We start from the raw sequence: 23,440 nt of genomic DNA, 5'->3' as shown, positions 1-23,440 counted from the left end.
ATAAATGTGATGCTGACATACTCGGTCTTGCGTTTGCCACACAAGGAGGTGCCGATGAGCCTACATGAACAGCAGGCACGCTTCAGGCGATTGCTCTCGGAGCATGCTGCATGGCGTCTGCTACACGCAGAAAATGCGCCCATTATCCTCGCCTTCATTAATGATCTCTTTGCTCAAGACAGCGAAGTGCCATTCGGCAAGGCACGTGTGGCGTTAGAGGCTGAACTGCCGACCTGGCAGGAGATTTTTGGCTTACATGACAACGCAGGCACATATCTGCGCCAGTGGATTCAAGCTGGGTGGTTACGCGAACTGGATGACAAGCTCACTCGAACCGATGCCTTCGAGTTGGCATTGCGTTTTGCCCAGAGTTTGGATCAGCGAGATAGCAATGCTACGGCTTCGCACCTGCGTATTGTGCAGGACGCCGTACGGGGTTTGGCTGTCGCACTGAGCCCAAACCCGCAAGAGCGAATCACCCTGCTAACCGCCCGGCGCCTGGAACTCGACCTGGAGATCGAGCGATTGCAGATGGGTGATGTGCCGGAACTAAGCGTGCCAGAGCAGCGTGAACGCATTCGGGGCCTGTATCAGTTGACATCCGTGCTCACAGGCGACTTTCGCCGGCTGGAAGACGAGATTCGTCAGCTAGATCAGCGCATGCGAGTCCGCATGATCGAGTCGGAGTCTGGGCGTGGTGAGGTAGTGAAAGCGTTGATGGAACATGAAGGCGCGCTACTCCTGACCGATGCGGGACAGGCCTTCGATGGCTTCTATCAATTGCTCTGTGATCAGAATCGAATCACTGAATTTCGTGAGCAAATCCGCTCGATATTGGCTCGTCCGGCATCCCAGCATCTGAAGTCGGACGAGCTTCGTTATCTATCTCATCTGGTCCGCGAACTAGGCAAGGAAAGCGAACGGGTATTCCAGGTTCGACGCCGAACCGAGGAAAACCTTCGGGCTTTTGTGGAAAGCGGCGCTCAACAGGAACGCCGTGCAGTTGAACGCCTGCTTCGGCAGTTAGAACGGTTGGCGGTGAAATTTAAGGACCAGGAGCTAAATCTTCGCGAGCCTTTAGCAGTGGATTTACCAACGGGCAGTCTTCGCATTCGCTCACCGTCCAGTATTCATTTACGACTTCCAGAAGAGCGCCTGGATACTCGCCAAGTGGCCGCGAACACTAATAGTAATGTCGCCAGTCTCGGCATGCTGGATCACCTCAATACGGTCAAGGTGCTTGAGGTTGCGCAGGATATGAAGCGATTACTCACTGAGCATGGCCCCATGACGGTGGCGAGTGTTGTTCGCCACCGTCCTATCTCGGGAGGGATTGAGGAGTTAGTAGCCCATGTTCGGGTCGCTAAGGCGATCAGGGCTGTGATGCTAGAAAGCTCAGAAAGCCTAGTGGTCTTGGATCGGACCGGCAATTGGATTCGAGCCAATATTCCCTCATTGCTGATGTCCGCCGAGCAGTTTCCTGCGGATCTGGAGGAACTCGCTTTATGACCGAGGAAGAGCAACATTCCCAGCAGGCCCCTGCCCTATTCGATCAGCACCGAACGAGTCTTCCTGAGGATTCGACAAGCCATGGCGAGGTGGAGTCCTTTGAAGAATTCCCGACTGAACTACCTGCTGATGAGGCTTCCGAAGTTGGCATGCCATTTGAGGCACGGCGCGCTCTGGTGTTGCTGCTTCGGCAAGGGGTGGTGATGGCCGATAGCAAACGTTTGGCATTCGAAGCGCTGTGCCGACACGAGGGCCTAATCGCAGAGCATTTGGGCAACATGTTCATGCGCATGTTACTGGACATGAAAGGCGGTATCGCCATCCTGCTCCAGCAAGACGCAGTGGAGCAGGACGAGGAGACGGACGAAGCGTCACACTTGATCAACAAGCGCACGCTCAGCCTCTACGACACGCTCCTGTTACTGGTGCTGCGTAAGTACTACCAGGAGCGCGAAACTGCGGGCGAGCAGAAAATCATCATTGATAGCGAGCGGATCGAGGCACTGATGACACCCTTTTTGCCGCTGACTTACAGCTCCCGCTCCGAGCGGAGGACGCTCAATGGTGCACTTGCCTTGTTGAAAGACAAGCGTCTTATCAGTGCGGTCCGTGGGGATGACGAGCGATTTGAGATCACCTCGGTGATCCGCTATGTCGTCAATGCAGATTTTCTTGAGCGCCTATTGAAAGAGTATGAGCGGCTAGCCAGTGACTCGGGCGCCAAAGCAGATGAGGGGGTGCAGGATGCTTGAGGCAGGCGAGGTAAGTCTGAGTGAGCTGTTCAGTACCGGCCAGATCCGTCTAGCCCAGCTGTCGGTATACAATTGGGGTTCCTTCCATGGGCTCCATTCCGCGAAGATTGATCCCGATGGCACCCTCATTACCGGTGACAACGGAGCGGGCAAGTCCACTCTCATCGATGGGTTGATGGCACTCTTGCTGCCCTCCAATAAGGCATCGTTCAATATCGCGGCTGCTCAAGGTGATCGTACGGATCGCACGCTGATGTCGTATGTGCGAGGCAACTATGGCAAGGCCCATGATGGTAGTGAGACGGCTACATTGCTTAAGCGCCCAGGGGCCACCGCAACGGGGCTTAGGGCGCTTTACCAAGCGGAGGATGGTTCGAAGGTCACCTTGGCTGCCCTATATTGGATTACTCAGGCCAGTAATTCACTCGACCACCTCAAGCGTCTTTTTGTTGTGGGTAAGCGCGATGTGCGTTTGGAGGAGCTGTTGCATCTCTTTGGGGAGGGCAATGCTCGTGTGCTGAAGCAGCACCTCAGGGAGGACCCGCAGGTCGAGGCATTCGATTCGTTTACTGAATATCAAGAGACCTATGCTCGCCTTCTGCGCATGGAGAACCGCAATGCTCCCGCCCTTCTTTCCCGAGCGTTGGGTTTGAAGAAGATTGATGACCTCACCAGCTTGATTCGTGACCTGGTACTGGAGCCCAGTCAGGTCAAGGAGTATGCGAAGCATGCTGTGAGTGAGTTTGATGACTTGGTAGGTGTCCATAACGAACTTGATGATGCTCGCCGCCAACGAGATGCATTGATCGAATTACCAGAGACAAGCCAGGCGCTGAATCAAGCCAGGGAGGAGATGCGACGGACTTCAGGTGAGCTAGCCGGTCTGCCAATCTACTTTGGTGAACAGTGCTCCCGGCTTTGGGGGCTTCGCCTGAAGCAATCCGAGGCGGAGCTGTCTCAGTTGGCAGAGGAGATGACCCGTCTTGGAGCATTGGAGGAGCAAGCATCGGGAAGGGTACAGGCACTGTTCCATGCTTACCAGTCGCAAGGTGGTGAGCGGCTGGAGGGATTGCGGAATGATCTGAACTCAGCGACCAAGACTCATGATGACAGCGTACGCGATGCGCGCCTGTATCAGATGGATACACGAGTTCTAAGTTTGCCTGACACATTGTCGCTTGATGCATTCAAACAAAATCAGGTGAAAGCGCAAATGGAGCTGGCTGATATGCCGGCGCTGCGCAAGGCGCGCCAGGATCAGTTCGCCTCCTCGGCAGCGGACCTTTCCAGTGGGCAAACACAGCTCAAGGAGCTGGCAGATGAAATCAAAGACATGGAGTCGCGACCTGACTCCAACATTGATCCCTCCTATCAGAAGCTTCGTGACCAACTGGTAGGGAGCTTGTCGCTTGATCCTGCGGAAGTTGTTTTCGTCGGTGAGCTGATTGATGTCCTGGAGGAGCATCGACCCTGGCAAGGCGCCATTGAGCGGGCGCTGGGTGGGCACCGCACCACGCTGCTGGTGCCTGATGAGCGATATCGCTTGGTGACCAAGTGGTTGAACACTCGCCATACAGGGCTCCATGTAAGGGTGCAGGTCGTCCGGCTGAACCAGCATCCGCAAATTGCTGAGTTTCTACAAGATGGCTTCCTAAAGATGCTTGGTTGGAAACCGCACCCTTATCGTGATTGGCTGAAGAAGCACCTCTCGCGTTTCGACCTGCACTGTGTGGCGTCGACCGAAATACTGGACCAGACTGACTTCTCGATGACCATTCAGGGGCTGGTGCACCTGGATAAAGGGCGATTTGAGAAGAAGGATCAGCAGCGCATTGATAACCCTCGCTTCTGGTGTTTGGGATTCAGTAACAAGGGACGTCTGTCGGCGTTAAGGAGGGACCATATTGAGCTTGAGGTCGAGACCAGAAACCTGGCCCAGCTTACAGCGGATGCGCGGAACGCCATGGACGACCTCGAAAAGCATCTTCGGGTTTGGGAGCGCATTGCCCATCTCACATGGGCGGCAATTGATATCCAGGCAGCTCAAGATCGGATGCAGTCTCTTAAGGACGATCTGGACGCGCTTGAACGACCGAATAGCGAGCTTGGGGTGGCGAAGGCGCGCTGGGAGCAGGCAGGAGCTGAACTGAGGGGGATTCAAGGCCAGAAAGAACAAGTCAACAAGAAGGTCGGGAGACTGGAGGGTGACAAAATCAAGGCAAATCAAGAACAGGCGCTGGCGTTAGATGCTGCTCGGGCCGGTTTGCCGGATGAGGTCAGAGAGTTGCTTTCTAAGCGTGCGGGGCAGCTCAATCTTGAAGATTTGGAGATCGTTTCGGAGCTTGCGAATCGTCACCGTGCTGATCTAGAGGATGCCCGCAAGGGGACTCACAGCCGAGAAATTAAAGCATCAACTAAAGCCAGTGGGATCGTTTCCGAGTTCAAAATAAAATGGCCTATCATCGCAAATGATTGGCTCGCAGGCGCTGATGCTCTGGAAGAGTATGTCGATCACCTCGCCCACTTGGAGCAGGAGGGGCTGCCAGATCTAGTCGAGCGGTTCCGGGAGCGCTTGAACCGTAACGCAACCCAATCGCTTGCCCGAATCAGTCAAACGATTCAGTCCGAACGTGAGGACATCAGGGATCGTATTGAGACGATCAACAATGTTTTGGAGCGTACGGAATTCAGACAAGGAACTTACCTCCGATTGGGAAGCCGGGCAGAAAACTTTGATCATGTGAAAGCGTTCAATGGGCAGCTAATGCGTGTGCTGGCGAGAGCTGGTAGTGACGATCATGACGCTCGATTTGTCGATCTGAAGGAGCTGATCGAGAAACTGGAAAAGGCTACCAACCCTGCAAGTTCGGGCAATTTGGAGAGTTTGCGACTGCTGGACTCGCGCTACCAGCTTTCCTTCTTCGCTGAGGAAGTAGAGAAAGGCAGCAAAAAAATACGCGATGTACTGGAATCTTCCAGCGGTAAGTCAGGCGGGGAAAAAGAGTCGTTTGCCGGCACCATCGTGGCTGCTAGCTTGGCTTACGTGCTGACGCCCGATGGCAGTGACCGTCCGCTCTACTGCACCGTCTTTCTGGATGAAGCGTTCTCTAATACCGCTGAGGCGGTGAGTCGCCGGGTGCTCAAGGTCTTCCGAGAACTGAAAATCCACGTGAATCTGATAACGCCCTACAAAAACCTTAACCTTGCGCGTGAATCGGCGCGTTCACTATTAATTGCTGAGCGGGATCAGGACACGCATGAGAGCCGGCTCTGCGAGGTCACCTGGGCGGAAATTGACGAGCAGCTGGCACGTCATGAACAGCAGGGGATACAAAAGGCAGCTAGCTCGCTGGGCATTGAAGTGGACCGAGCGTTGTGAGGGATTGGGGACGACTTCCAGGTGATGCTATTGAGGACCTGCGCCGGCTGGAATGGGAGCACACAGGCCGGCTGCGGGAGCGACTCTTGGGTAGGCGACCCTTTCCAATCCCATGCTTGCTGAAGCCTCCTACCGGTAATCAGGCGCTTGAGGATCTTGACCATTTCCATGGCTACATCGCGGCCTGGCGCAAATGGCCGTGGCCGCATCAAGTTACTTGGGTGACGAAACGATTTCGACAACTGGGTCAATTTGAGGTCCCGGTCAGGCTGGAGATCGAGTCAACGCAAGCCCTCATCGCTGCGCTGGGGGATGAGGCTGTTGAAAGAAGCAGGGGCTGGGCTGAGCGAATGGAACCATTGCTCTCGTTGGATAAGGCTCTATTCACTACCCTCATCAATCGGCTTGAGGAGCTGGACAGGCTCTCCATGACTGATATTCACTTATTGGCCAGCGTATTGCCACAACTCCAGCGTGGAATGGGCCGCCGTCGATACTTGCGGGCCCTACCACTCCAGAAGGTGGATACTAAGTTCGTGGAGCTGAACCAGAGCCTAATTACCGCTCTGCTGGATGTAATACATGGTCAAGAGGTTTCCGTCCATGGTGGGTTAGAGGCTTGGTTGGAGTGCCGCGTCACGCCATCTAACTGGCTTCATGTGAAGCCACTATGTCCTGAAGTGAAAGGTCGTTTGGCTGGGCTTGACCTTGTTCGACTGTGCTTTGAGCAACTGACGACCTATTCGTTGCCAGCTAGCAACGTGCTGGTGATTGAGAACCTCCAGGCTGGCTACGGGCTTCCTGAGTTGCCAGACACGATTGCGGTGTTCGGTGGAGGAGCCAATACGGCCTGGCTTCAAGCCGAATGGTTAAAAGACAGGCGGGTAGGCTACTGGGGTGATATCGATACATGGGGACTGAAGTTTCTCGCCGATGCGCGACTCAGGCAGCCCCATGTTGAGGCCGTGATGATGGATCTGAAGACGCTGCTCACCCATGTGGAGAGAGGAGTAGACGAAGACCGATTAGCTGGGTTACCAGCATACGGTTTGACCCCTGCCGAGCGGAGCCTTTTTGACGAACTACGCTTCGGTCGGCACGGGGTTGGCCGACTAGAACAGGAGCGTTTGTCTCAAGATTACGTAGAGCAGGGACTTGCCGAATGGATTCAAGCTTCTGCTGCGGTATAGTTATAAATGACTACGCACCTGAACCCCAAAATACGGTGTCGTGATGTGGTCTATAAGGGAATTTACAGGCAGGAGGCTAGCGAATGGACGAAAGAGATGAACTCTTCGCATCTATGTATCCAGCTCTTCAAGAACCAAAAGACCATCAGCCTGCCCTGTTCTAATGCCCAAGAAAAATTGACGGCAGTTACGGGGTAGAGCCCGTCAGTGATAAGCGGCAAACAGCAGATCAAGCTCGATAGTCTCAATTGCACAGTTTGAGTCTCTCATTATGGACGAAATCACTACCCTGCCTTCGGAAGCTATACTTGATCTGCAACGAACCGTGCAGCGTAAGCTGGGGCGTTGCATGTTGCAGTTGCAGCAGTACGAGCTACTGCTCAAAGCGATAGTGGCTCATAGCGAACTGAGTGGCACTACGGAACGTCTTCAGGCTGTTCGCGATGATAGGGTTGCCTGTGCCCATAAGAAAACTCTTGGCGCCTTGGTGGGGATGCTGACTGAGAGCTATCTGAAGCCCCCAAACTCATCCGATGAGCCGCAACAAGCAGAGGATGAACCGAGTGACCGGGTATGGTTTAGCGTCCGATATCAGATGGAGTTGCCTGAGGAGCGCTATGCCGAGACCAAGATTGCTCTCAAGGAGCTCGTCAACCTACGTAACGAGTTAGTGCACCATTTCCTTCAGCGCTTCAATCTCTGGTGTTTGGATGGCTGTATCGCCGCTGAAATGTACCTTGATGAGAGTTATGAAACCATCGACGGGCACTATCTAACGCTGAGTCAGTGGGCTAAGTCCATGGACGATGCTCGGCGGCTTATGGTGTCCTTTATGCAAACCCAAGAATATAGAGATCTCGTTATTCACGGTATTGTGCCAGGCGGCACCATACATTGGCCTAGCAGTGGAATAGTTGCCTGCTTGCGTGAAGCAGAAATCAATCTGGCTCAAGCGGGCTGGACACCTCTTTTCGACTCGATTCACTGGATTACCAAGACCTACCCAGAGCATACGCCTAAGCGCTATGGGTGTGGCAGCTGGCGTCACGTCATCCATGAGTCACAGCAGTTTGAAGTTCGAAAGCAAAGCCAATCCGATAATGGCCCCACAGTGGTTTGGTATCGTAGTCGCCAGAGCGGAGCCTTGAAGGAACACGACTAAGCAATGAACCAGTCGCTGGAGAAGCGCGGTTTCGAGCCGCCGCCAGTAATTAGGTGAGTAGCTCCTGGTTTCGTAGCCACCCCCATGCCTGATGATCTAGGTAGCCAAGAGGTTCAAATGAGCAATCCCCAGAAAATGACATTTATTGCGTTTATTTCGCAGTAGAATGTCATTTAATGTGGCGCAGTCATGACATTAATCGTTTCCCCTAATCTCGGAAACGCCCTATTTACGGGGGGGGCTGAATGACACTTATAGTGCCCATCGACATCGCCCAGTTCGATATTACAGCTAGCTTGAAACAGACCCCCAGTAGCGACATGTTACTGGGGGTTTCTTTTTATTATCAATGGCTTAGGGCGTCTTTTGCGGTGTCCGAGTCCTTTGGTCAAATTGACGGTTTGGTGATCGATGACTAGGTTGTATGCAACCAACAGATAAAGGAGTCGATGCATGTCCAGTCCGGAACACAAGCAAAAAATATGGAATATGATCAAGGGTATCAAGACAGGAATGCTCAACACCCGACATGGTAAGGAGTTGCGCTCGCGCCCGATGACCCTCGTGCAGCAAGAGTACGACGGTACTCTCTGGTTCTTCACCGACCTTGATTCGGAAAAGGTCTTTGAAGTAGAAGGCGATAACGATGTCTGCGTCTCTTTTGCCGATACGCAGAACGATACGTACGTCTGCCTGACCGGTGTAGGTAGGGCGATGAAGGACAAGAACCTGATCGACAAATATTGGAATGGCTTTGTCAGCGTCTGGTTTCCCGAGGGTAAGGAGTCGCCCAACGTGGGTATGCTGGAGATCAAGGTGCAGAAAGGCGAGCACTGGGATGCGGACACCAGCACCATGGTCAAAAGTTATAAAATGGCAAAGGCCAAACTCAAGGGCGAGCTGCCTGATATCGGTGAGCATGAGAAATTCGGCTCATAAAATAGCCGTTGAGAGATTTGAGGCTGCGGCGTGTCATACACGGCCGCAGTGTTAAATGTGATTAACGGAAGTCGTCGGTCAGGTCCGAGTCGAAAGACGTTGATGGCACCGACTCAGCCGATTCAGCCGGCTTGGCCTGGGCTGGGGCCAGATTGGCAGTTGGAGCAGGTTTCGCAGCGGCCGTAGCGGTGCCGGAAGTCTCCATCCGTGTACGTAGAATCAGGTCGTTGCGCGAATCTGCCAGGCGCACCGCCTCTTTCAGAGTGATCGCCTTTTCGGTAACCAACTGGAATAAGTGCTGGTCATAGGTTTGCAGCGCCTTGTCGTCGGTCGCACGTGTCATTGCATCGCGTATGTCCTGGATTTCACCCCGGGCAATCAGGTTGACGATATAGGGCGTTCTGATCAGCACCTCTACAACCGGTAGGCGGGGTTTGTCGATGCCTTTTGCCAGACGCTGACCGATGATTGCTGCAAGGTTCATCGAGATATCAGCGAGCAACTGCTGGCGGGCATCCTCCGGGAACATATTTGCCATCCGGTCCACAGCCTGCACCGTATTGGTTGCGTGCATTGTCGCCAGCACAAGGTGACCGGTTTCGCTGTAGTGCAGCGCATGCTGCATGGTTTCCCGGTCACGAATCTCGCCGATCATGATGACGTTCGGCGCTTCGCGTAGCACATTGTGCAGCGCATCCTTGAAACTGTGGGTATCGAGCCCGACCTCCCGCTGGTCGATGATCGATTCCTTGTGGTGATGCAGAAATTCGATCGGATCTTCGATGCAGACAATATGGCCCGCCCGGTTTGTGTTGCGATAATCCAGCATCGCCGCAAGGGTAGTGGACTTGCCCGACCCGGTTGAGCCGGTCACCAGAATCAGCCCCCTGTCGAGCATGACGAGCTTTTCCAGCACCGCAGGCAGACCCAGGTCGGCAAAGCTGGGAATCTGATCGTTGATGTAACGTACGACCATGGCTACTTCGCCGCGCTGCAGGTATACATTGGCGCGGAAACGCCCCGTGCCGGCGATGCCGACAGCCAAATTCATCTCCAGGTCGCGCTCGAACTCGTGCACCTGGCGTTCGCTCATAAGCTCGTAGGCCATGACCTTCACGGCGCCCTTGCCCAGTGGCTCAGACCCCAGGCGGACATATGAGCCGTCGCATTTTGCCGTGGGAGGTGCGCCTACGCTGAGAAACAGGTCGGAGCCCTTGAGGTCAGCCAGGCGACGCAGATAGTCATTGATACCCATGGTTTAAGGCCTCCTGGCAGCAGTCTTCCGAAGAGCGGTCAGCTTTGAACTACCGTCGCGAGGGCCTGATTGATCCAGGCTTCGGTTTGTTTGTTGAGCTCCACAATAGCACGGGGATCCTTGCCCTTGGGATACAGCGCGGGTCCGATCATGACGCGGATGGTTCCTGGTTTCTTGCCCCACCCCACCTTGGGCCAGAACTCACCGGCGTTGTGTGCAACGGGAACCACCGGTGCGTCGTTCATGCAGGCCAGCGCTGCACCACCGCGGGAAAACTTGACCGGCTCGCCCGGCAACTTGCGGGTACCTTCGGGGAAAACCAGAATCCAAATGCCTTCAGCCAGGCGTTTACCACCGAGCTGGCTCAGTTGCTTGAGTGAATCGCGTCCCTTCGCGCGGTCGATCGCGATTGGCTTGGCGAGCGCAAAGGCCCAGCCGAAAAAAGGCACATACAGTAGCTCTTTCTTGATCAGCTGGGTTTGCGGGCGGAATACCTGTTGCAGAAAAAAGGTCTCCCAGGTGCTCTGGTGATTGGCCAGGATCACGCCGGCCCGGTCAGGAATGTTTTCCTCGCCGGTCACTTCATAGCGTATGCCGACGATATGTACCGTCAGCCAGATAGCCACCCGGCTCCACCAGCCGACGATCAGGGTGAAGCGCCAGCGATAGGGCAGCCAGGGCGCAATGATCAGCATCAGCAGGCCCCAGAGGCCGGCACTGGTAGCAAGCAGGAAATAAAACAGGACGACGCGCAGGGGCATCAATGACATGGGTCACTATCCAGAAGATGGTCGGCCACAGCGGCCAGGTTATCGAATACAAGTGTACCTGCAGGCAGCGGCTTGAGCTCGGTCTCAGCGCCCTTTCCGGTTCTGACCAGGAACGGCGAACAGCCTACGGCCGTACCTGCCTGCAGATCGCGCAGACTGTCGCCGACAACGGGTACGCCGGCCAGGGGTAGCTGGAAATGTTCGGCTATCTGCCGGAACAGCCCGCTGCGGGGTTTACGACAGTCACAGAGATCATCGGGGCCATGGGGACAGAAGCGGATCAGATCCACCCTGCCACCCTGCTCGGCAACGCGTTGCTGCAAGGCGTCATGCATCTGTTGCAGCGTAGCCTGGTCGAAATAGCCGCGCGCGAGCCCTGACTGGTTGGTGGCGACCGCAACGAGCCAGCCGGATTTGCTCAGTCGGGCAATGGCCTCGATGGAGCCCGGAATCGGGATCCACTCGGCCAGGCTCTTGACGTACTCATCGGAGTCCTCATTGATGACGCCATCGCGGTCCAGAATGATCAGTTTGCTCATGCCCTCACCTTTACCGCGATCAACCCAGCAACGAGATATCGGCCACGCCGAGAAACAGCCCACGCAGGCGCGCCAACAGGGCGTAACGGTTGGCTCGCAACAGGGCGTCTTCTGCGTTGACCAATACCTCGTCGAAGAAGGTATCTACCGGGTCACGCAGCGCGGCCAGACGCTCCAGGGCCACGTCATACTGACGCTGGGCTGCCAGCGGAGCTACCTGCTGCTCTGCCTCGGCAATGGCGCTGGCCAGCGCGCGCTCCGCGGGTTCGTGGAGCAGTTGCTGGTCGATTTCGTTACTGATCTCCATCTCGGCTTTCGCCAACAGGTTCGAGACGCGCTTGTTGGCTGCGGCCAGGGCCTCGGCTTCCGGCAGGCTGCGAAAATGCTGAACCGCCTGCACCCGCTGGTCGAAGTCCAGCGGTGAGGCAGGTGAAAGCGTCCGCACTGACTGGTACACCGCGACGTCAATGCCCTCGTCTTCATAGCGGGCGCGCAGGCGGTCGAAGATGAAATCCTGGACCTGGGCTGCGAGATCAGGGGCGGTCTTGATCTGGTCAGCATATTGCTCGACCGCAACAGCGATCGCCGCGTTCAGATCCAGTTCCAGACCCTTCTCGATCAGGATACGCAGCACACCCAGCGCTGCGCGGCGCAGCGCGTAGGGATCCTTGCTACCGGTGGGTAACATGCCGATGCCGAAGATGCCGACCAGGGTGTCCAGCTTGTCGGCCAGCGCCACGGCGGCACCGGTCTGGGTTGTCGGCAACTCGGCGCCGGCACCACGGGGCATGTACTGCTCGTTCAGGGCCAGCGCCACGTCCTCATGCTCACCGTCATGGCGCGCATAGTAATAGCCGGCGATGCCCTGAAGCTCGGGGAACTCGCCAACCATTTCGGTAGCCAGATCGCACTTGCTCAGCAGGCCTGCGCGCGCGGCGCGATCGGCGTCGCCGCCGATCTGCTCGGCAATGAACTGCGCCAGCGCGGATACGCGTTTGGCCTTGTCGTACACGCTGCCAAGCTGGGCCTGGAACACCACGTTGGCCAATTGGGTGTTGCGTTCTGCCAGCGGGTTTTTCTTGTCCTGGCGGAAGAAAAACTCGGCGTCGGTGAGCCGTGGGCGAACGACCTTCTCGTTGCCGGAAACAATCTGCGCGGGATCGCGGCTTTCGATGTTGGCAACTGTGATAAAGCGCGGCAGCAGCCTGCCCTTTGCATCGAGTAAACAGAAGTACTTCTGATTGTCTTGCATGGTCGAAATAAGCGCTTCCTGCGGCACATCGAGGAATCGCTCCTCGAAGCTGCAAACCAGCGGTACCGGCCACTCGACCAGCGCGGTCACTTCGTCGAGCAGGTCATCAGGCATGATTGCGGTGCCCTGCTCCGCTGCCGCAAGCTCTTCGACCCGGGCGCGAATGAGCTCACGGCGCTCGGCGAAATCGGCGATCACATTGGCATCGCGCATCTGCTCTGCGTAATCTGCCGGCGTCTTGATGCGCAGCGGCTCGGGATGATGAAAGCGGTGACCACGAGAACTGCGATCGGCGTTCTGGGAAAGAATTTCGGCGGGTACGATGGAATCGCCCTGTAGCATCACCAGCCACTGGGTAGGACGCACGAATTCGGTCTTGCGCTCGCCCCAGCGCATGCGCTTGGGAATAGGCAGACCAGCCAGGGCGGTGTCGACAATGGCGGGCAGCAACTGGGCAGAAGCCTGCCCGGGAATGCTCTGCACATAGCGCAGTTTAGCGCCACTGCGGTCCAGCTCCGCGACGTCGACGCCGCATTTGCGGGCGAAGCCTTCGGCCGCCTTGGTGGGCTTGCCTTCAGCGTCGAATGCGGCCTGTACGGGTGGGCCGTCCAGTTGATTGCTGCGATCGGGTTGCTGGGTTTCCAGTGCATCGACGAGGATGGCCAGGCGGCGCGGGGCGGCATAGTAGCGTGCGGCGGCGTAGCTCAGTCCGGCATCCTGCAGGCCCTTCTCGACGCCGGCCAGAAAGGCTTCGGCCAGACGCTTGAGGGACTTGGGGGGCAGCTCTTCAGTGCCCAGTTCAACCAGAAAATCCTGCTGCATTATTCGGCCTCCTTCAATTTGGCCAGGACTTCATCGCGCAGTCCAGCTGTTGCCATCGGGAAACCGAGGCGGGCGCGGGCCAGCAGATAACTCTGGGCAATGGCACGGGACAGCGTGCGTACGCGCAGGATGTAACGCTGGCGCTCGGTCACCGAGATGGCGCGCCGGGCATCCAGCAGATTGAACGTGTGGGAGGCCTTGATCACCATTTCATAGGCCGGTAATGGCAGCTCGGCGGCCATCAGGCGGTTGGCTTCACTCTCGTAGAAATCGAACAGTTCGAGCATCTTCTCGACGTTGGCGTGCTCGAAGTTGTAAGTCGACTGTTCCACCTCATTCTGATGGAACACATCGCCATAGGTCACCTTGCCGAAGGGGCCATCGGAATACACCAGGTCATACACCGAATCCACACCTTGCAGATACATCGCCAGGCGTTCCAGGCCGTAGGTGATCTCGCCGGTCACCGGGTAGCATTCGACGCCGCCGACCTGTTGGAAATAAGTGAACTGGGTAACTTCCATGCCGTTCAGCCAGACCTCCCAGCCCAGACCCCAGGCGCCCAGTGTCGGCGACTCCCAGTTGTCTTCGACAAAACGCACATCATGCACGCTGGTATCGATACCGATATGCTTCAAGGAATCCAGATACAGTTCCTGCATATCCGCCGGATTTGGCTTGAGTACCACCTGGAACTGGTAATAATGCTGCAGACGGTTCGGGTTCTCGCCGTAGCGGCCGTCGCCCGGACGGCGACTGGGTTGCACGTAAGCGGCATGCCAGGCTTCCGGGCCAATGGCGCGCAGGAAGGTGGCGGTGTGAAAGGTACCGGCACCCATTTCCATATCGTAGGGCTGGAGCAGGACACAGCCCTTCTCTGCCCAGTAACTCTGCAGGGCAAGGATCAGTCCTTGGAAGCTTTGGGTGGCTGGGTTGGTCTGAGTCACGTTGTCTGTCCGATTTGGCATTTTGAGAAAGGGCGCAGTATACAATCAGACGGGGCCGGACATACAGGCGTGGAGCCGCGGCGTGGCATAGTTAGTTGGGGTAATCATGGGGAGGATGCATGGATTTGGTAGCTGAAACGGCAGAACAGGCCAATTCGCGATGCGCCTGGTGTTCCAATGACCCGGTTTACCAGCACTACCATGACACTGAGTGGGGCGTTCCGGAGTACGACGGCCGGCGGCTGTTCGAGAAGTTGCTACTTGATGGTTTTCAGGCGGGTCTTTCCTGGATCACCGTGTTGAAGAAGCGCGACCGTTACCGGCAGGTATACCAGGGTTTCGATCCACAGTTCATGGCGCAGCAGAGCGACGAGGACCTGCTGGCTTTGCTCGAGGATCCGGGCATCATCCGCAACCGATTGAAGGTCAGGGGGGCGCGGCAGAACGCACAGGCATGGTTGCGACTGGCCGAGCAGACGGATCCTGGTCAATGGCTCTGGCAGTTTGTCGGCGGCGCTCCCAAGGTGAACGATTTCGCCGATATCAGTGAGGTGCCGGTGATGACCGAACAGGCCCGCGCGATGAGCAAGACGCTGAAACAGGCGGGCTTTACCTTTGTCGGTCCGACCATCTGTTATGCGTTCATGCAGGCCACCGGCATGGTGATGGACCACACGCGGGACTGTTTCCGCCGTGTGGAGCTGACCCGGCCCTGAGGCGCGCTGCATGACACGACGAACGCTGCATTGCTGGTTGCTGTCCTTATGCGGCTACAATTGGGTTTTCGAACGGGCGGAGAGTATCTGTGGAGCGGTTCAAGGGCGCAGTCATTGTTGGATTTCTCAGATTATTTGCATTACTTCCGTTCAGGCTGGCCCAGCGATTGGGCGCGGCTGGCGGCTGGTTGTTATGGATAACGCCCAACCGTTCCCGGGAAGTGGTAAGGATCAATCTCGCTCACTGCCTGCCGGAGATGCCGGAAACTGAACGCGAGCAACTGGTGCGTAGCACGCTGCTGGACAGCGGCCGCAGCTTTGCCGAAAGTGCCTGCGCGTGGATGTGGGAGCCCGAACGCACGATCGGGCTGATTCGGGAAGTTGAGGGTGCAGAGTTGCTGCATGAAGCTCTGGAGCGCGGAGCCGGTGTGGTCTGTATCACCAGTCACCTGGGTAACTGGGAGGTGCTCAATCATTGGTATTGTTCACAATGCTCACCGGTCATTTTCTTCCGTCCGCCCAAGCAGCCAGCGGTGGATGCGCTTCTGCGCCGACAAAGGGCGCAGTTGGGCAACAGGGTCGCGCCCTCGACCCGCGAGGGCATTACGATGGTCATGCGCGAAGTACGCAGTGGCGGTGCGGTGGGTATTCCGGCCGACCCCGAGCCGGCAGTGAAAAGTGGCGTATTCGTGCCTTTTTTTGCGGTATCGGCGCTGACCAGCAAATTCGTTCCCAATCTGCTGCGTGGCGGCGATGCCCGGGCGCTGTTCCTGCACTGCGTGCGACTCCCGGATGGCGCCGGATTCAAGGTGATTGTGGAAGCAGCGCCCGATGCGCTTTACAGTAGTGATGTGACGCAAGCGACGGCGTGCATGAGTGCCGTGATTGAAAGCTATGTGCGGCGCTGGCCAAGCCAGTACATGTGGAGCATGAAACGCTTCAAGAAACGCCCGCCGGGCGAGAATAAATGGTACTGATTCACCAGGTAGTCATCTGACAGGGACCCGAGCATGACAAATCAGCGGCAACACCCGCGCACCCCGATGAAATGCAGAATCCGCATCAGCCATCCGGATATCGGCAATGTGTATGGACAGACGCGTGATCTGTCCGATGGCGGCGTATTCGTCGAGAATCCCGACCTTGCCGCTTTGGCTATCGGCACCATCGTCGAGGGTCAGGTGCAGGACATGCCAATCGAGGCGCCCATCCTGAGGATGATCGTGCAGCGTCATATTGCCGGGGAAGGGGCAGGAATGGCGTTTCTCGATGAGGAAGAGGAACAGTAACCAGGTCCCTCTTCTAGCGGGCCCAGAACATCGGGGTGAACAGCACCAGCAGGGTAAACACCTCAAGACGGCCGAGCAGCATCGCGAAGCTGAGGATCCATTTTACCGTTGCACTGAGCTCGCCGTAGTGTGCCGACACCTCTCCCAGTCCGGGGCCGAGGTTGTTCATGCAGGCCGCCAGCGCGGAAAACGCGGTGACAAAGTCCAGGCCGGTGCTGAGCAGGATCAGGAACAGTACCGCGAAAGCGAACACGTATACCGCACAGAATCCCCATACCGCTTCCACCACCCGGTCAGGCACCGGCTTGTTGCCCAGTTTGACCGGGAATACTCCGTGGGGGTGGATCAGCTTCTTGGTCTCCCGTGTACCCTGCTTGTACAGCAGCAATACCCGGATGACCTTCATACCGCCACCGGTCGAGCCGGCGCTGGCACCGATAAAGCTCGCGTACAGAAGCAGGAACGGCAGCACCGTTGGCCACGCGGAAAAATCGGTCACGCCGAAACCGGTGGTGGTGGCTATGGAAACCGTCTGGAACGCTGCAAAGCGGATAGACGTCCAGATTTCATAGGTCTGGAAGTGAATCAGTATCACGCAGCAGACAATGAACAGTGAAACCAGAATCAGAACATAGGCCCGGCACTCCGGATCCAGCCAGTAATTGGCGATCGAGCGGAAGCGCCAGGCAAGAAAATGCAGCGCGAAGTTGATGCCGGAAATGAACATGAACAGGATGCAGATGAACTCGATCAGCGGGCTGTCGAAATAGCCGATGCTCGCGTCGTGGGTAGAGAAGCCGCCGATCGCCACTGTCGAGAATGCATGGCCGATTGCGTCGAACAGGCTCATGCCGGCGGCCCAGTAGGCCAGCGCACAGGCCAGGGTCAGCCCGGCATAGATGTACCAGAGCACCTTCGCCGTCTCGGCAATGCGCGGGGTAAGCTTGTTCTCTTTCAGCGGCCCGGGCATTTCGGCCCGGTACAGCTGCATACCGCCAACGCCGAGCATTGGCAGGATGGCTACCGCCAGCACAATGATACCCATGCCCCCGAACCACTGCAGCTGCTGACGATAGAACAACAGGGAGCGCGGCAGCGTATCCAGGCCGGTGATTACAGAGGCGCCGGTGGTGGTCAGACCGGAAAAGGACTCGAAGACCGAGTCGGCCACGCTCAGGTTGGGCATGTCCAGCAGGTACAGCGGTACCGCACCGAAAAGCCCTAGAACCAGCCAGAACATCACCACGATCAGATAGCCGTCGCGAATACGCAGTTCGTTGCGCTGGCGGCGCGCCGGCAGCCAGATCAGCAGTCCGGCCAGTGCAGTGATACCGAAAGCCACGATGAAGGCTTCCATTGCCTGCTCGCCGTAGTACAGGCCGACGATCGCTGCCGGCAGCATACTGGTGGAAAACAGCATCAGCAGAATGCCGAGGATGCGCTGGATCTGGGTGTACTGCATGCGCCGGTTACCTGCGAGCCAGTGTCAAAGGGATCATCATCAGAAGAATGTCAGGCCGACCTGGAACAGGCGCTCGACGTCGCGGATATGTTTCTTGTCGATCACGAACAGGATCACGTGATCCTCGGATTCGATCAGCGTGTTGTCATGGGCGATCAATACCTGTTCGCCCCTGACGACCGCGCCTATGGTTGTACCTGGCGGCAGATCGATCTCACCGATCATCTTGCCGACCACCTTGGATGACCGGGAATCGCCATGGGCGACTGCCTCGATAGCCTCGGCCGCACCGCGGCGCAGCGAGTAGACATTGACGATGTCGCCGCGGCGTACATGGGTCAGCAGCGTGCCGATCGTCGCCTGCGACGGTGATATCGCGATATCGATCTCGCCACCCTGGACCAGATCCACATAGGCCGGGTTGTTGATCAGCGCCATCACCTTGCGCGCGCCCAGCCGTTTGGCCAGCATCGAGGACATGATGTTGGCTTCGTCGTCGTTGGTCAGGGCGCAAAAGATATCCACGTCCTTGATGTTCTCTTCCAGCAGCAATTCCTTGTCCGAGGCGCTGCCGTGCAGCACGATGGTCTTGTCCAGGTTCTGCGAAAGATAGTCGGCGCGCGACTTGTTCTTTTCGATGATGCGCACCTGGTAGCGGTTTTCGATCGCCTCGGCCAGACGCTCGCCGATGTTGCCGCCACCGGCGATCAGTACCCGCTTGTAGTTCTTCTCCAGACGGCGCAGCTCGCTCATGACGGCACGAATATCGTGGGTCGCGGCGAGAAAGAACACCTCGTCATCGGCCTCGATGATGGTGTCACCCTTGGGGATGATCGGCCGATCCTTGCGGAAGATCGCAGCCACCCGGGTATCCACGCCGGGCATGTGCTGGCGCAAAAAGCGCAGCTCCTGGCCGACCAGCGGGCCGCCATAATAGGCCCGTACTGCAACCAGCTGCACCTTGCCGTCGGCGAAGTCCAGCACCTGCAGTGCTCCGGGATGCTCGATCAGGCGCTTCACATAGGTGGTTACGGCTTGCTCGGGGCTGATCAGCACATCGATCGGTACCGATTCGTTATGAAACAGGCCGCCGCGCGTCAGGTAGGCCGACTCGCGGATGCGGGCGATCTTGGTCGGCGTACGGAACAGCGTATAGGCCACCTGGCAGGCGATCATGTTGGTTTCGTCACTGCTGGTCACCGCGATGAGCATATCGGCATCGTCGGCGCCGGCCTGGCGCAACACGGTGGGGAAAGACCCGCGACCGACCACGGTGCGAATATCCAGACGGTCGCCGAGTTCGCGCAGTCGGGTGCTGTCGGTATCGATCACGGTGATGTCGTTGGCTTCGCTGGCCAGCTCGGCGGCCAGACTGCTTCCTACCTGGCCGGCTCCGAGAATAATGATTTTCATGTTCCAGGCGTCCCCTTATCTTGCGCAGTGTAGCCTGTGACCGTGGGGCTGGCGCTTATTTTTACCAGCTTGGCCAGATAGAAACCGTCATGACCTTTATCGTCAGGGAGCAACTGGCGACCATGAGGTTGCTTCAGGCCGTATGGGCCTGCTACTGGCAGCTCCCTGGCAGCGGACTGGCGCTCGAGAAACGCGGCAATGACCTGGCTGTTTTCTTCTGGCAGCACCGAGCACGTTGCATATACCAGGATGCCGCCGACATCGAGCGTCTGCCAGAGCGCATCAAGCAACTCTCCCTGCAAGATCGCCAGGGCCGGAATGTCGTCGGCCTGGCGTGTCAGCTTGATATCCGGATGGCGGCGAATCACTCCGGTGGCCGAACACGGCGCATCCAGCAGAATACGCTGAAAGGGTTGGCCGTCCCACCAGGCTCCCAGTTCACGCGCGTCGGCGGCCTTCAGCTGAGCATGCAATCCGAGGCGCTGAAGATTGTCGCGCACCCGTTGCAGTCTCTTGGGCTCCAGGTCCAGCGCGATCAACTCGTCGAGACCTGGCTCCTGTTCCAGAATATGACAGGTCTTGCCGCCCGGAGCACAGCAGGCGTCCAGCACCCGCTGGCCGGCAGTCAGTTCCAGCAGGGGCACGGCCAGCTGCGCGGCTTCATCCTGTACGCTCACCTCGCCGGCCGCAAAGCCCGGCAGTTGCTGAACGTCGCAGGATTGTTCCAGGGTTATGCCCTGGGCACTGAATGGCGTGGCCCGGGCGGATAAGCCGGCCTCAGCCAATTTCATCAGATAGCTTTGCTGATCGATAGCCCGCTGATTGACCCGCAGCGTCATGGGAGGGTGGGCATTGTTGGCGATGCAGATGGCCTCCCAGTACTCAGGCCAGGCTTGTTTCAGGTGTTTTTGCAGCCAGCGTGGGTGGGAAAGGCGGATAGTCGGATCGCGCTCCAGTGCGGCGAACAGCTCGGTGTGTTCGCGTTGGGCCCGGCGGAGTACCGCATTGAGCATTCCCTTGGCCCACGGTTTTTTCAAGACTCTGGCGCTATCGACCGTCTCGTCGATGGCAGCGTGGGCCGGTATGCGCGTGAACAACAGTTGATACAGACCGACCAGCAGCAGCGCATGCAGATCGCGATCGGCCGCCTTCAGTGGTTTGTCCAGCAGCGCGTTGGCCAGACCATCAAGACGTTGAAACCAGCGCGCGGTACCAAAAGCCAGTTCCTGTGCCAGCGCCTGGTCACGATCGCTGACGTGCTGCAATTGAGCCGGCAAACTGGTTCCCAGTGACGCCTTGCCGGCCATCACGGTAGCCAGCGCATTGGCTGCTGCCAGGCGTGGGCTCATTGTCCGTCGCCCAGCTGCATGCCGGGTGCGAACTGCTCGCGGCGGGCATTGTAGAGATCGGCGAAGGACAGCGGCTTGCCGCCCGGAAGCTGCAAACGGGTCAGGCGCAACGCCCCGCTGCCGCAGCCCACCAGCAACCCGGTCTTGCTGCACTCGAGTATGCGTCCTGGTGCGCCATGGTCGCCGGTTGGCGTGGCGGCAAGCACTTTCAGTGACTGCTGCTCCCAAATGGCATGTGCCAGCGGCCAGGGATTGAATGCCCGGATCAGCCGGTCCAGCTCGATCGCTGGACGTTGCCATTCGATACGGGCGTCGGCTTTGCTCAGTTTGCGGGCGTAGGTCGCCACACTGTCATCCTGCGATTCGGGACGCGCTTCGCCCCGCGCCAGTTGACCGATTGCCTGGATTACGGCCTTCGGCCCAAGTTCGGCCAGTCGATCATGCAGGCTGCCGCCGGTATCCTGGGCCGAGATCGGTGTGCTGACCTTGAGCAGCATCGGGCCGGTATCCAGCCCGGCCTCCATCTGCATCACGGTAACCCCGGTTTTGCTGTCACCGGCCTCGATCGCGCGCTGAATCGGTGCCGCGCCGCGCCATCGCGGGAGCAATGACGCATGACTGTTGATGCCGCCCAGGCGCGGAATATCAAGTACCGCCTGGGGCAGGATCAGGCCATAGGCGACCACCACCAGTAGATCCGGATTGAGGGCGGCCAATTGTTCTTGCGCCTGCGGATCGCGCAGGCTGACAGGCTGGTATACCGGCAACCCGTGCTGGAGGGCCAGTTCCTTGACGGCGCTGGCCTGCAGCTTATGTCCGCGCCCGGCCGGCCGGTCCGGCTGGCTGTAGACCGCAACGATGTTGAGGTCGGCGTCGAGCATCGCTTGCAGGTGCGCCGCGGCAAATTCGGGTGTGCCTGCAAATACGATGCGAAGATCTGAAGAATTCATGCTGCTCCTGGTGCGGCCAAACAAAAAGGCTTGCCGAAGCAAGCCCTTGGGTTCACTGCCAATGCCTCAGGCACTGGCCTGCTGCTTGTGTAGCTTTTCCAGTTTCTTGCGAATCCGGTCGCGCTTGAGGTTGGACAGATAGTCGACAAACAGCTTGCCGTTGAGGTGGTCGCATTCGTGCTGGATGCATACTGCCAGCAGTCCTTCGCAGACTTCCTCAAAGGGCTCACCATCGCGGCCTATTGCGCGCACCCGGACACGTTCCGGCCGGGTGACGGTTTCGTAGAAGCCGGGGACCGACAGGCAGCCCTCCTGCATCTCTTCCAGGTCTTCAGTCAGTGGCTCCAGTTCGGGGTTGATGAATACCCGTGGCTCGCTACTGTCTTCAGATATGTCGATCACCACCACGCGCTCGTGGACATTGACCTGACTGGCAGCCAGACCAATGCCTGGAGCCTCGTACATGGTCTCGAACATGTCATCCACCAGTTGGCGGATCCGGTCGTCAACCAGATCAACGGGCTTGGCTACCGTGCGCAAGCGTGGGTCGGGAAATTCCAGAATGTTTAATATGGCCATGTCAGTTTGTGATGCAGTTGTGGAATAAAGCTAAATTGTGCTGCTAAGATGATGAGCAGCTTGGAAATAACACGGGTCTGGCATGTCTAATGCGTCTTCAGACCGATGCTGGCCTCTATAATAAAGGGATTCATGTCATGAGGAAAACATTAGTCGGCCTTCTGTTGCTCTCGATGAGCTTTTGGGTGCAGGCGCAGGAGCCGGTATTCAGGGATGGCCATCCACAAACCTATGAGGTGGTGAAGGGCGATACCCTTTGGGATATTGCCGGGCGTTTCCTCAATTTGCCATGGAAGTGGCCTGAAGTCTGGCATGCCAACCCTCAGATCAGCAATCCGCATCTGATTTATCCCGGCGACCTGATCTCCCTTGTTTATATCGATGGCCAGCCGCGCCTGACCGTGGGCCGAGGTCATGGCGGGACCATCAAGATGTCCCCCACCGTGCGTTATGAACCCATCGCCGAAGCTATCCCGACCATCCCGCTGGAGGCTATCGACGCGTTCCTCAGGGCCGGACGCATCATCGATGATCCCAGTGTGCTCGAGTCCGCTCCTTACATCCTGGGTGGCGAGAGCCAGAGCGTAGTGGTGGGAGCTGGCAGCCGCGCTTATGCTCGGGGTGAAATCGACCCGGCGATACGTGCCATGGGTATCTTCCGTCGCGGCGAAGCCTATCTCGATCCGGTCACCAGCGAATTCCTCGGCATCCACGCCCAGGAAATAGGTAGCGGCGATGTGGTCGACGTCCAGGACTCCATCATCAGTCTTGATGTAACCCGCAGCAACCAGGAAGTACGCGTCAATGACCGCCTGCTGGAGACCGAAGAGCGTCCTATCACCTCGACCTTCTTCCCCAGCGAGCCGGATAGCGAAGTTAACGGTCTGATCATCGGGGTGCCCAATGGCGTCACCCAGATCGGCCAGTACGATGTGGTCATTATCAACAAGGGCCTGCGCGACGGCCTGGAACAGGGCAGCGTACTAGCGATCTACAAGACCGGCGAACTGGTGCGTGACCGCATCCAGAACGAGCGGGTGCAACTGCCCGACGAGCGCGCCGGCATGCTGATGGTGTTCCGTCCCTACGACAAGCTGAGTTACGGCATCGTGCTGGATGCCAGCCGTCAGATGGAGATCATGGACAAGATTCGCAACCCCTAACCT

Annotated in this window: 20 protein-coding genes; 10 read left to right on the top strand and 10 right to left on the bottom strand. The window is 57.7% G+C overall.

Features of this window, described 5'->3' with window-relative positions:
* Positions 1–54 precede the first annotated feature (54 nt).
* The 6 genes from ABYA88_RS05210 to ABYA88_RS05185 all read left to right on the top strand — a co-directional run bounded on the left by ABYA88_RS05210 (position 55) and on the right by ABYA88_RS05185 (position 8,931).
* Entirely contained in the window at positions 55–1,509 is a 1,455-nt protein-coding gene (locus ABYA88_RS05210) for a DUF3375 domain-containing protein (protein ID WP_373185908.1), read from the top strand.
* On the top strand, positions 1,506–2,261 hold the full coding sequence (locus tag ABYA88_RS05205) for a DUF4194 domain-containing protein (RefSeq protein WP_373185907.1): 756 nt from the start codon (positions 1,506–1,508) through the stop codon (positions 2,259–2,261). Before ABYA88_RS05210 ends, ABYA88_RS05205 begins: the two co-directional genes overlap by 4 nt.
* Positions 2,254–5,640, top strand: coding sequence for an ATP-binding protein (locus ABYA88_RS05200; RefSeq protein ID WP_373185905.1), 3,387 nt, complete (start codon positions 2,254–2,256; stop codon positions 5,638–5,640). The genes ABYA88_RS05205 and ABYA88_RS05200 overlap by 8 nt, the downstream gene beginning before the upstream one ends.
* Complete coding sequence (locus tag ABYA88_RS05195) at positions 5,637–6,830, top strand: DUF3322 domain-containing protein (RefSeq protein WP_373185903.1); 1,194 nt, start codon at positions 5,637–5,639, stop codon at positions 6,828–6,830. The genes ABYA88_RS05200 and ABYA88_RS05195 overlap by 4 nt, the downstream gene beginning before the upstream one ends.
* Before the next feature lie 271 nt (positions 6,831–7,101).
* Entirely contained in the window at positions 7,102–7,992 is an 891-nt protein-coding gene (locus ABYA88_RS05190; RefSeq protein WP_373185901.1) for an OST-HTH/LOTUS domain-containing protein, read from the top strand.
* 453 nt (positions 7,993–8,445) lie between these two features.
* Positions 8,446–8,931: a pyridoxamine 5'-phosphate oxidase family protein gene (locus ABYA88_RS05185; RefSeq protein WP_373185899.1), complete on the top strand. Its 486-nt coding sequence runs from the start codon at positions 8,446–8,448 to the stop codon at positions 8,929–8,931.
* A 61-nt stretch (positions 8,932–8,992) separates the two neighbouring features.
* Here ABYA88_RS05185 and ABYA88_RS05180 read toward each other — a convergent pair whose 3' ends face one another.
* From ABYA88_RS05180 to glyQ, 5 genes are read right to left on the bottom strand one after another with little or no spacing between them, the layout of a single operon-like run.
* The gene (locus ABYA88_RS05180) at positions 8,993–10,186 is read right to left on the bottom strand and encodes a PilT/PilU family type 4a pilus ATPase (protein ID WP_373185897.1); all 1,194 of its coding nucleotides are present in this window, start codon (positions 10,184–10,186) and stop codon (positions 8,993–8,995) included.
* 38 nt (positions 10,187–10,224) lie between these two features.
* Entirely contained in the window at positions 10,225–10,956 is a 732-nt protein-coding gene (locus ABYA88_RS05175) for a lysophospholipid acyltransferase family protein (RefSeq protein WP_373185895.1), read from the bottom strand.
* The gene (gene gmhB, locus ABYA88_RS05170) at positions 10,947–11,495 is read right to left on the bottom strand and encodes a D-glycero-beta-D-manno-heptose 1,7-bisphosphate 7-phosphatase (protein ID WP_373185893.1); all 549 of its coding nucleotides are present in this window, start codon (positions 11,493–11,495) and stop codon (positions 10,947–10,949) included. Before gmhB ends, ABYA88_RS05175 begins: the two co-directional genes overlap by 10 nt.
* A gap of 19 nt (positions 11,496–11,514) precedes the next feature.
* Positions 11,515–13,572, bottom strand: a complete 2,058-nt coding sequence (gene glyS / locus ABYA88_RS05165; protein WP_373185918.1) for a glycine--tRNA ligase subunit beta — start codon at positions 13,570–13,572, stop codon at positions 11,515–11,517.
* The gene (gene glyQ / locus ABYA88_RS05160) at positions 13,569–14,516 is read right to left on the bottom strand and encodes a glycine--tRNA ligase subunit alpha (protein WP_373185891.1); all 948 of its coding nucleotides are present in this window, start codon (positions 14,514–14,516) and stop codon (positions 13,569–13,571) included. The genes glyS and glyQ overlap by 4 nt, the downstream gene beginning before the upstream one ends.
* Positions 14,517–14,635: 119 nt before the next feature.
* On the opposite strand from glyQ, the gene ABYA88_RS05155 reads away from it, so the two are divergent.
* The 3 genes from ABYA88_RS05155 (at position 14,636) to ABYA88_RS05145 (ending at position 16,521) form a co-directional block, all read left to right on the top strand.
* The gene (locus ABYA88_RS05155; protein ID WP_373185889.1) at positions 14,636–15,232 is read left to right on the top strand and encodes a DNA-3-methyladenine glycosylase I; all 597 of its coding nucleotides are present in this window, start codon (positions 14,636–14,638) and stop codon (positions 15,230–15,232) included.
* Between the two features lie 89 nt (positions 15,233–15,321).
* On the top strand, positions 15,322–16,209 hold the full coding sequence (locus ABYA88_RS05150) for a lysophospholipid acyltransferase (RefSeq protein ID WP_373185887.1): 888 nt from the start codon (positions 15,322–15,324) through the stop codon (positions 16,207–16,209).
* A gap of 33 nt (positions 16,210–16,242) precedes the next feature.
* Positions 16,243–16,521, top strand: a complete 279-nt coding sequence (locus ABYA88_RS05145) for a PilZ domain-containing protein (protein WP_373185885.1) — start codon at positions 16,243–16,245, stop codon at positions 16,519–16,521.
* 13 nt (positions 16,522–16,534) lie between these two features.
* Here ABYA88_RS05145 and ABYA88_RS05140 read toward each other — a convergent pair whose 3' ends face one another.
* The 5 genes from ABYA88_RS05140 to def form a co-directional block, all read right to left on the bottom strand.
* Positions 16,535–17,983, bottom strand: a complete 1,449-nt coding sequence (locus ABYA88_RS05140) for a TrkH family potassium uptake protein (protein WP_373185883.1) — start codon at positions 17,981–17,983, stop codon at positions 16,535–16,537.
* A gap of 39 nt (positions 17,984–18,022) precedes the next feature.
* Positions 18,023–19,396 (bottom strand): Trk system potassium transporter TrkA, encoded by a 1,374-nt coding sequence (trkA, locus tag ABYA88_RS05135; protein ID WP_373185882.1) that lies wholly within the window; start codon positions 19,394–19,396, stop codon positions 18,023–18,025.
* Positions 19,393–20,745: a 16S rRNA (cytosine(967)-C(5))-methyltransferase RsmB gene (gene rsmB, locus ABYA88_RS05130; RefSeq protein ID WP_373185881.1), complete on the bottom strand. Its 1,353-nt coding sequence runs from the start codon at positions 20,743–20,745 to the stop codon at positions 19,393–19,395. The genes trkA and rsmB overlap by 4 nt, the downstream gene beginning before the upstream one ends.
* Positions 20,742–21,695 (bottom strand): methionyl-tRNA formyltransferase, encoded by a 954-nt coding sequence (gene fmt, locus ABYA88_RS05125; protein WP_373185879.1) that lies wholly within the window; start codon positions 21,693–21,695, stop codon positions 20,742–20,744. Before fmt ends, rsmB begins: the two co-directional genes overlap by 4 nt.
* A gap of 66 nt (positions 21,696–21,761) precedes the next feature.
* On the bottom strand, positions 21,762–22,274 hold the full coding sequence (def, locus tag ABYA88_RS05120; RefSeq protein ID WP_373185877.1) for a peptide deformylase: 513 nt from the start codon (positions 22,272–22,274) through the stop codon (positions 21,762–21,764).
* 137 nt (positions 22,275–22,411) lie between these two features.
* Here def and ABYA88_RS05115 point away from each other — a divergent pair, with 137 nt between their 5' ends.
* On the top strand, positions 22,412–23,437 hold the full coding sequence (locus ABYA88_RS05115; protein ID WP_373185875.1) for a LysM peptidoglycan-binding domain-containing protein: 1,026 nt from the start codon (positions 22,412–22,414) through the stop codon (positions 23,435–23,437).
* Positions 23,438–23,440: the final 3 nt, after the last annotated feature.

Origin of the sequence: Halopseudomonas sp., assembly GCF_041579695.1 — a bacterium.
In the GTDB taxonomy this organism is placed as follows: domain Bacteria; phylum Pseudomonadota; class Gammaproteobacteria; order Pseudomonadales; family Pseudomonadaceae; genus Halopseudomonas.
Note: the sequence above shows the minus strand (reverse complement) of the source record. Positions and strands in the feature narration are given on the sequence as shown.

Coding starts and splice junctions, on each gene's coding strand:
- trkA (WP_373185882.1), bottom strand. CDS start 19,396: ATGAAAATCATTATTCTCGGAGCCGGCCAGGTAGGAAGCAGTCTGGCC.
- ABYA88_RS05205 (WP_373185907.1), top strand. CDS start 1,506: ATGACCGAGGAAGAGCAACATTCCCAGCAGGCCCCTGCCCTATTCGAT.
- ABYA88_RS05185 (WP_373185899.1), top strand. CDS start 8,446: ATGTCCAGTCCGGAACACAAGCAAAAAATATGGAATATGATCAAGGGT.
- ABYA88_RS05145 (WP_373185885.1), top strand. CDS start 16,243: ATGACAAATCAGCGGCAACACCCGCGCACCCCGATGAAATGCAGAATC.
- ABYA88_RS05180 (WP_373185897.1), bottom strand. CDS start 10,186: ATGGGTATCAATGACTATCTGCGTCGCCTGGCTGACCTCAAGGGCTCC.
- ABYA88_RS05190 (WP_373185901.1), top strand. CDS start 7,102: ATGGACGAAATCACTACCCTGCCTTCGGAAGCTATACTTGATCTGCAA.
- rsmB (WP_373185881.1), bottom strand. CDS start 20,745: ATGAGCCCACGCCTGGCAGCAGCCAATGCGCTGGCTACCGTGATGGCC.
- gmhB (WP_373185893.1), bottom strand. CDS start 11,495: ATGAGCAAACTGATCATTCTGGACCGCGATGGCGTCATCAATGAGGAC.
- ABYA88_RS05210 (WP_373185908.1), top strand. CDS start 55: ATGAGCCTACATGAACAGCAGGCACGCTTCAGGCGATTGCTCTCGGAG.
- def (WP_373185877.1), bottom strand. CDS start 22,274: ATGGCCATATTAAACATTCTGGAATTTCCCGACCCACGCTTGCGCACG.
- ABYA88_RS05155 (WP_373185889.1), top strand. CDS start 14,636: ATGGATTTGGTAGCTGAAACGGCAGAACAGGCCAATTCGCGATGCGCC.
- ABYA88_RS05115 (WP_373185875.1), top strand. CDS start 22,412: ATGAGGAAAACATTAGTCGGCCTTCTGTTGCTCTCGATGAGCTTTTGG.
- ABYA88_RS05200 (WP_373185905.1), top strand. CDS start 2,254: ATGCTTGAGGCAGGCGAGGTAAGTCTGAGTGAGCTGTTCAGTACCGGC.
- ABYA88_RS05175 (WP_373185895.1), bottom strand. CDS start 10,956: ATGTCATTGATGCCCCTGCGCGTCGTCCTGTTTTATTTCCTGCTTGCT.
- fmt (WP_373185879.1), bottom strand. CDS start 21,695: ATGAATTCTTCAGATCTTCGCATCGTATTTGCAGGCACACCCGAATTT.
- ABYA88_RS05140 (WP_373185883.1), bottom strand. CDS start 17,983: ATGCAGTACACCCAGATCCAGCGCATCCTCGGCATTCTGCTGATGCTG.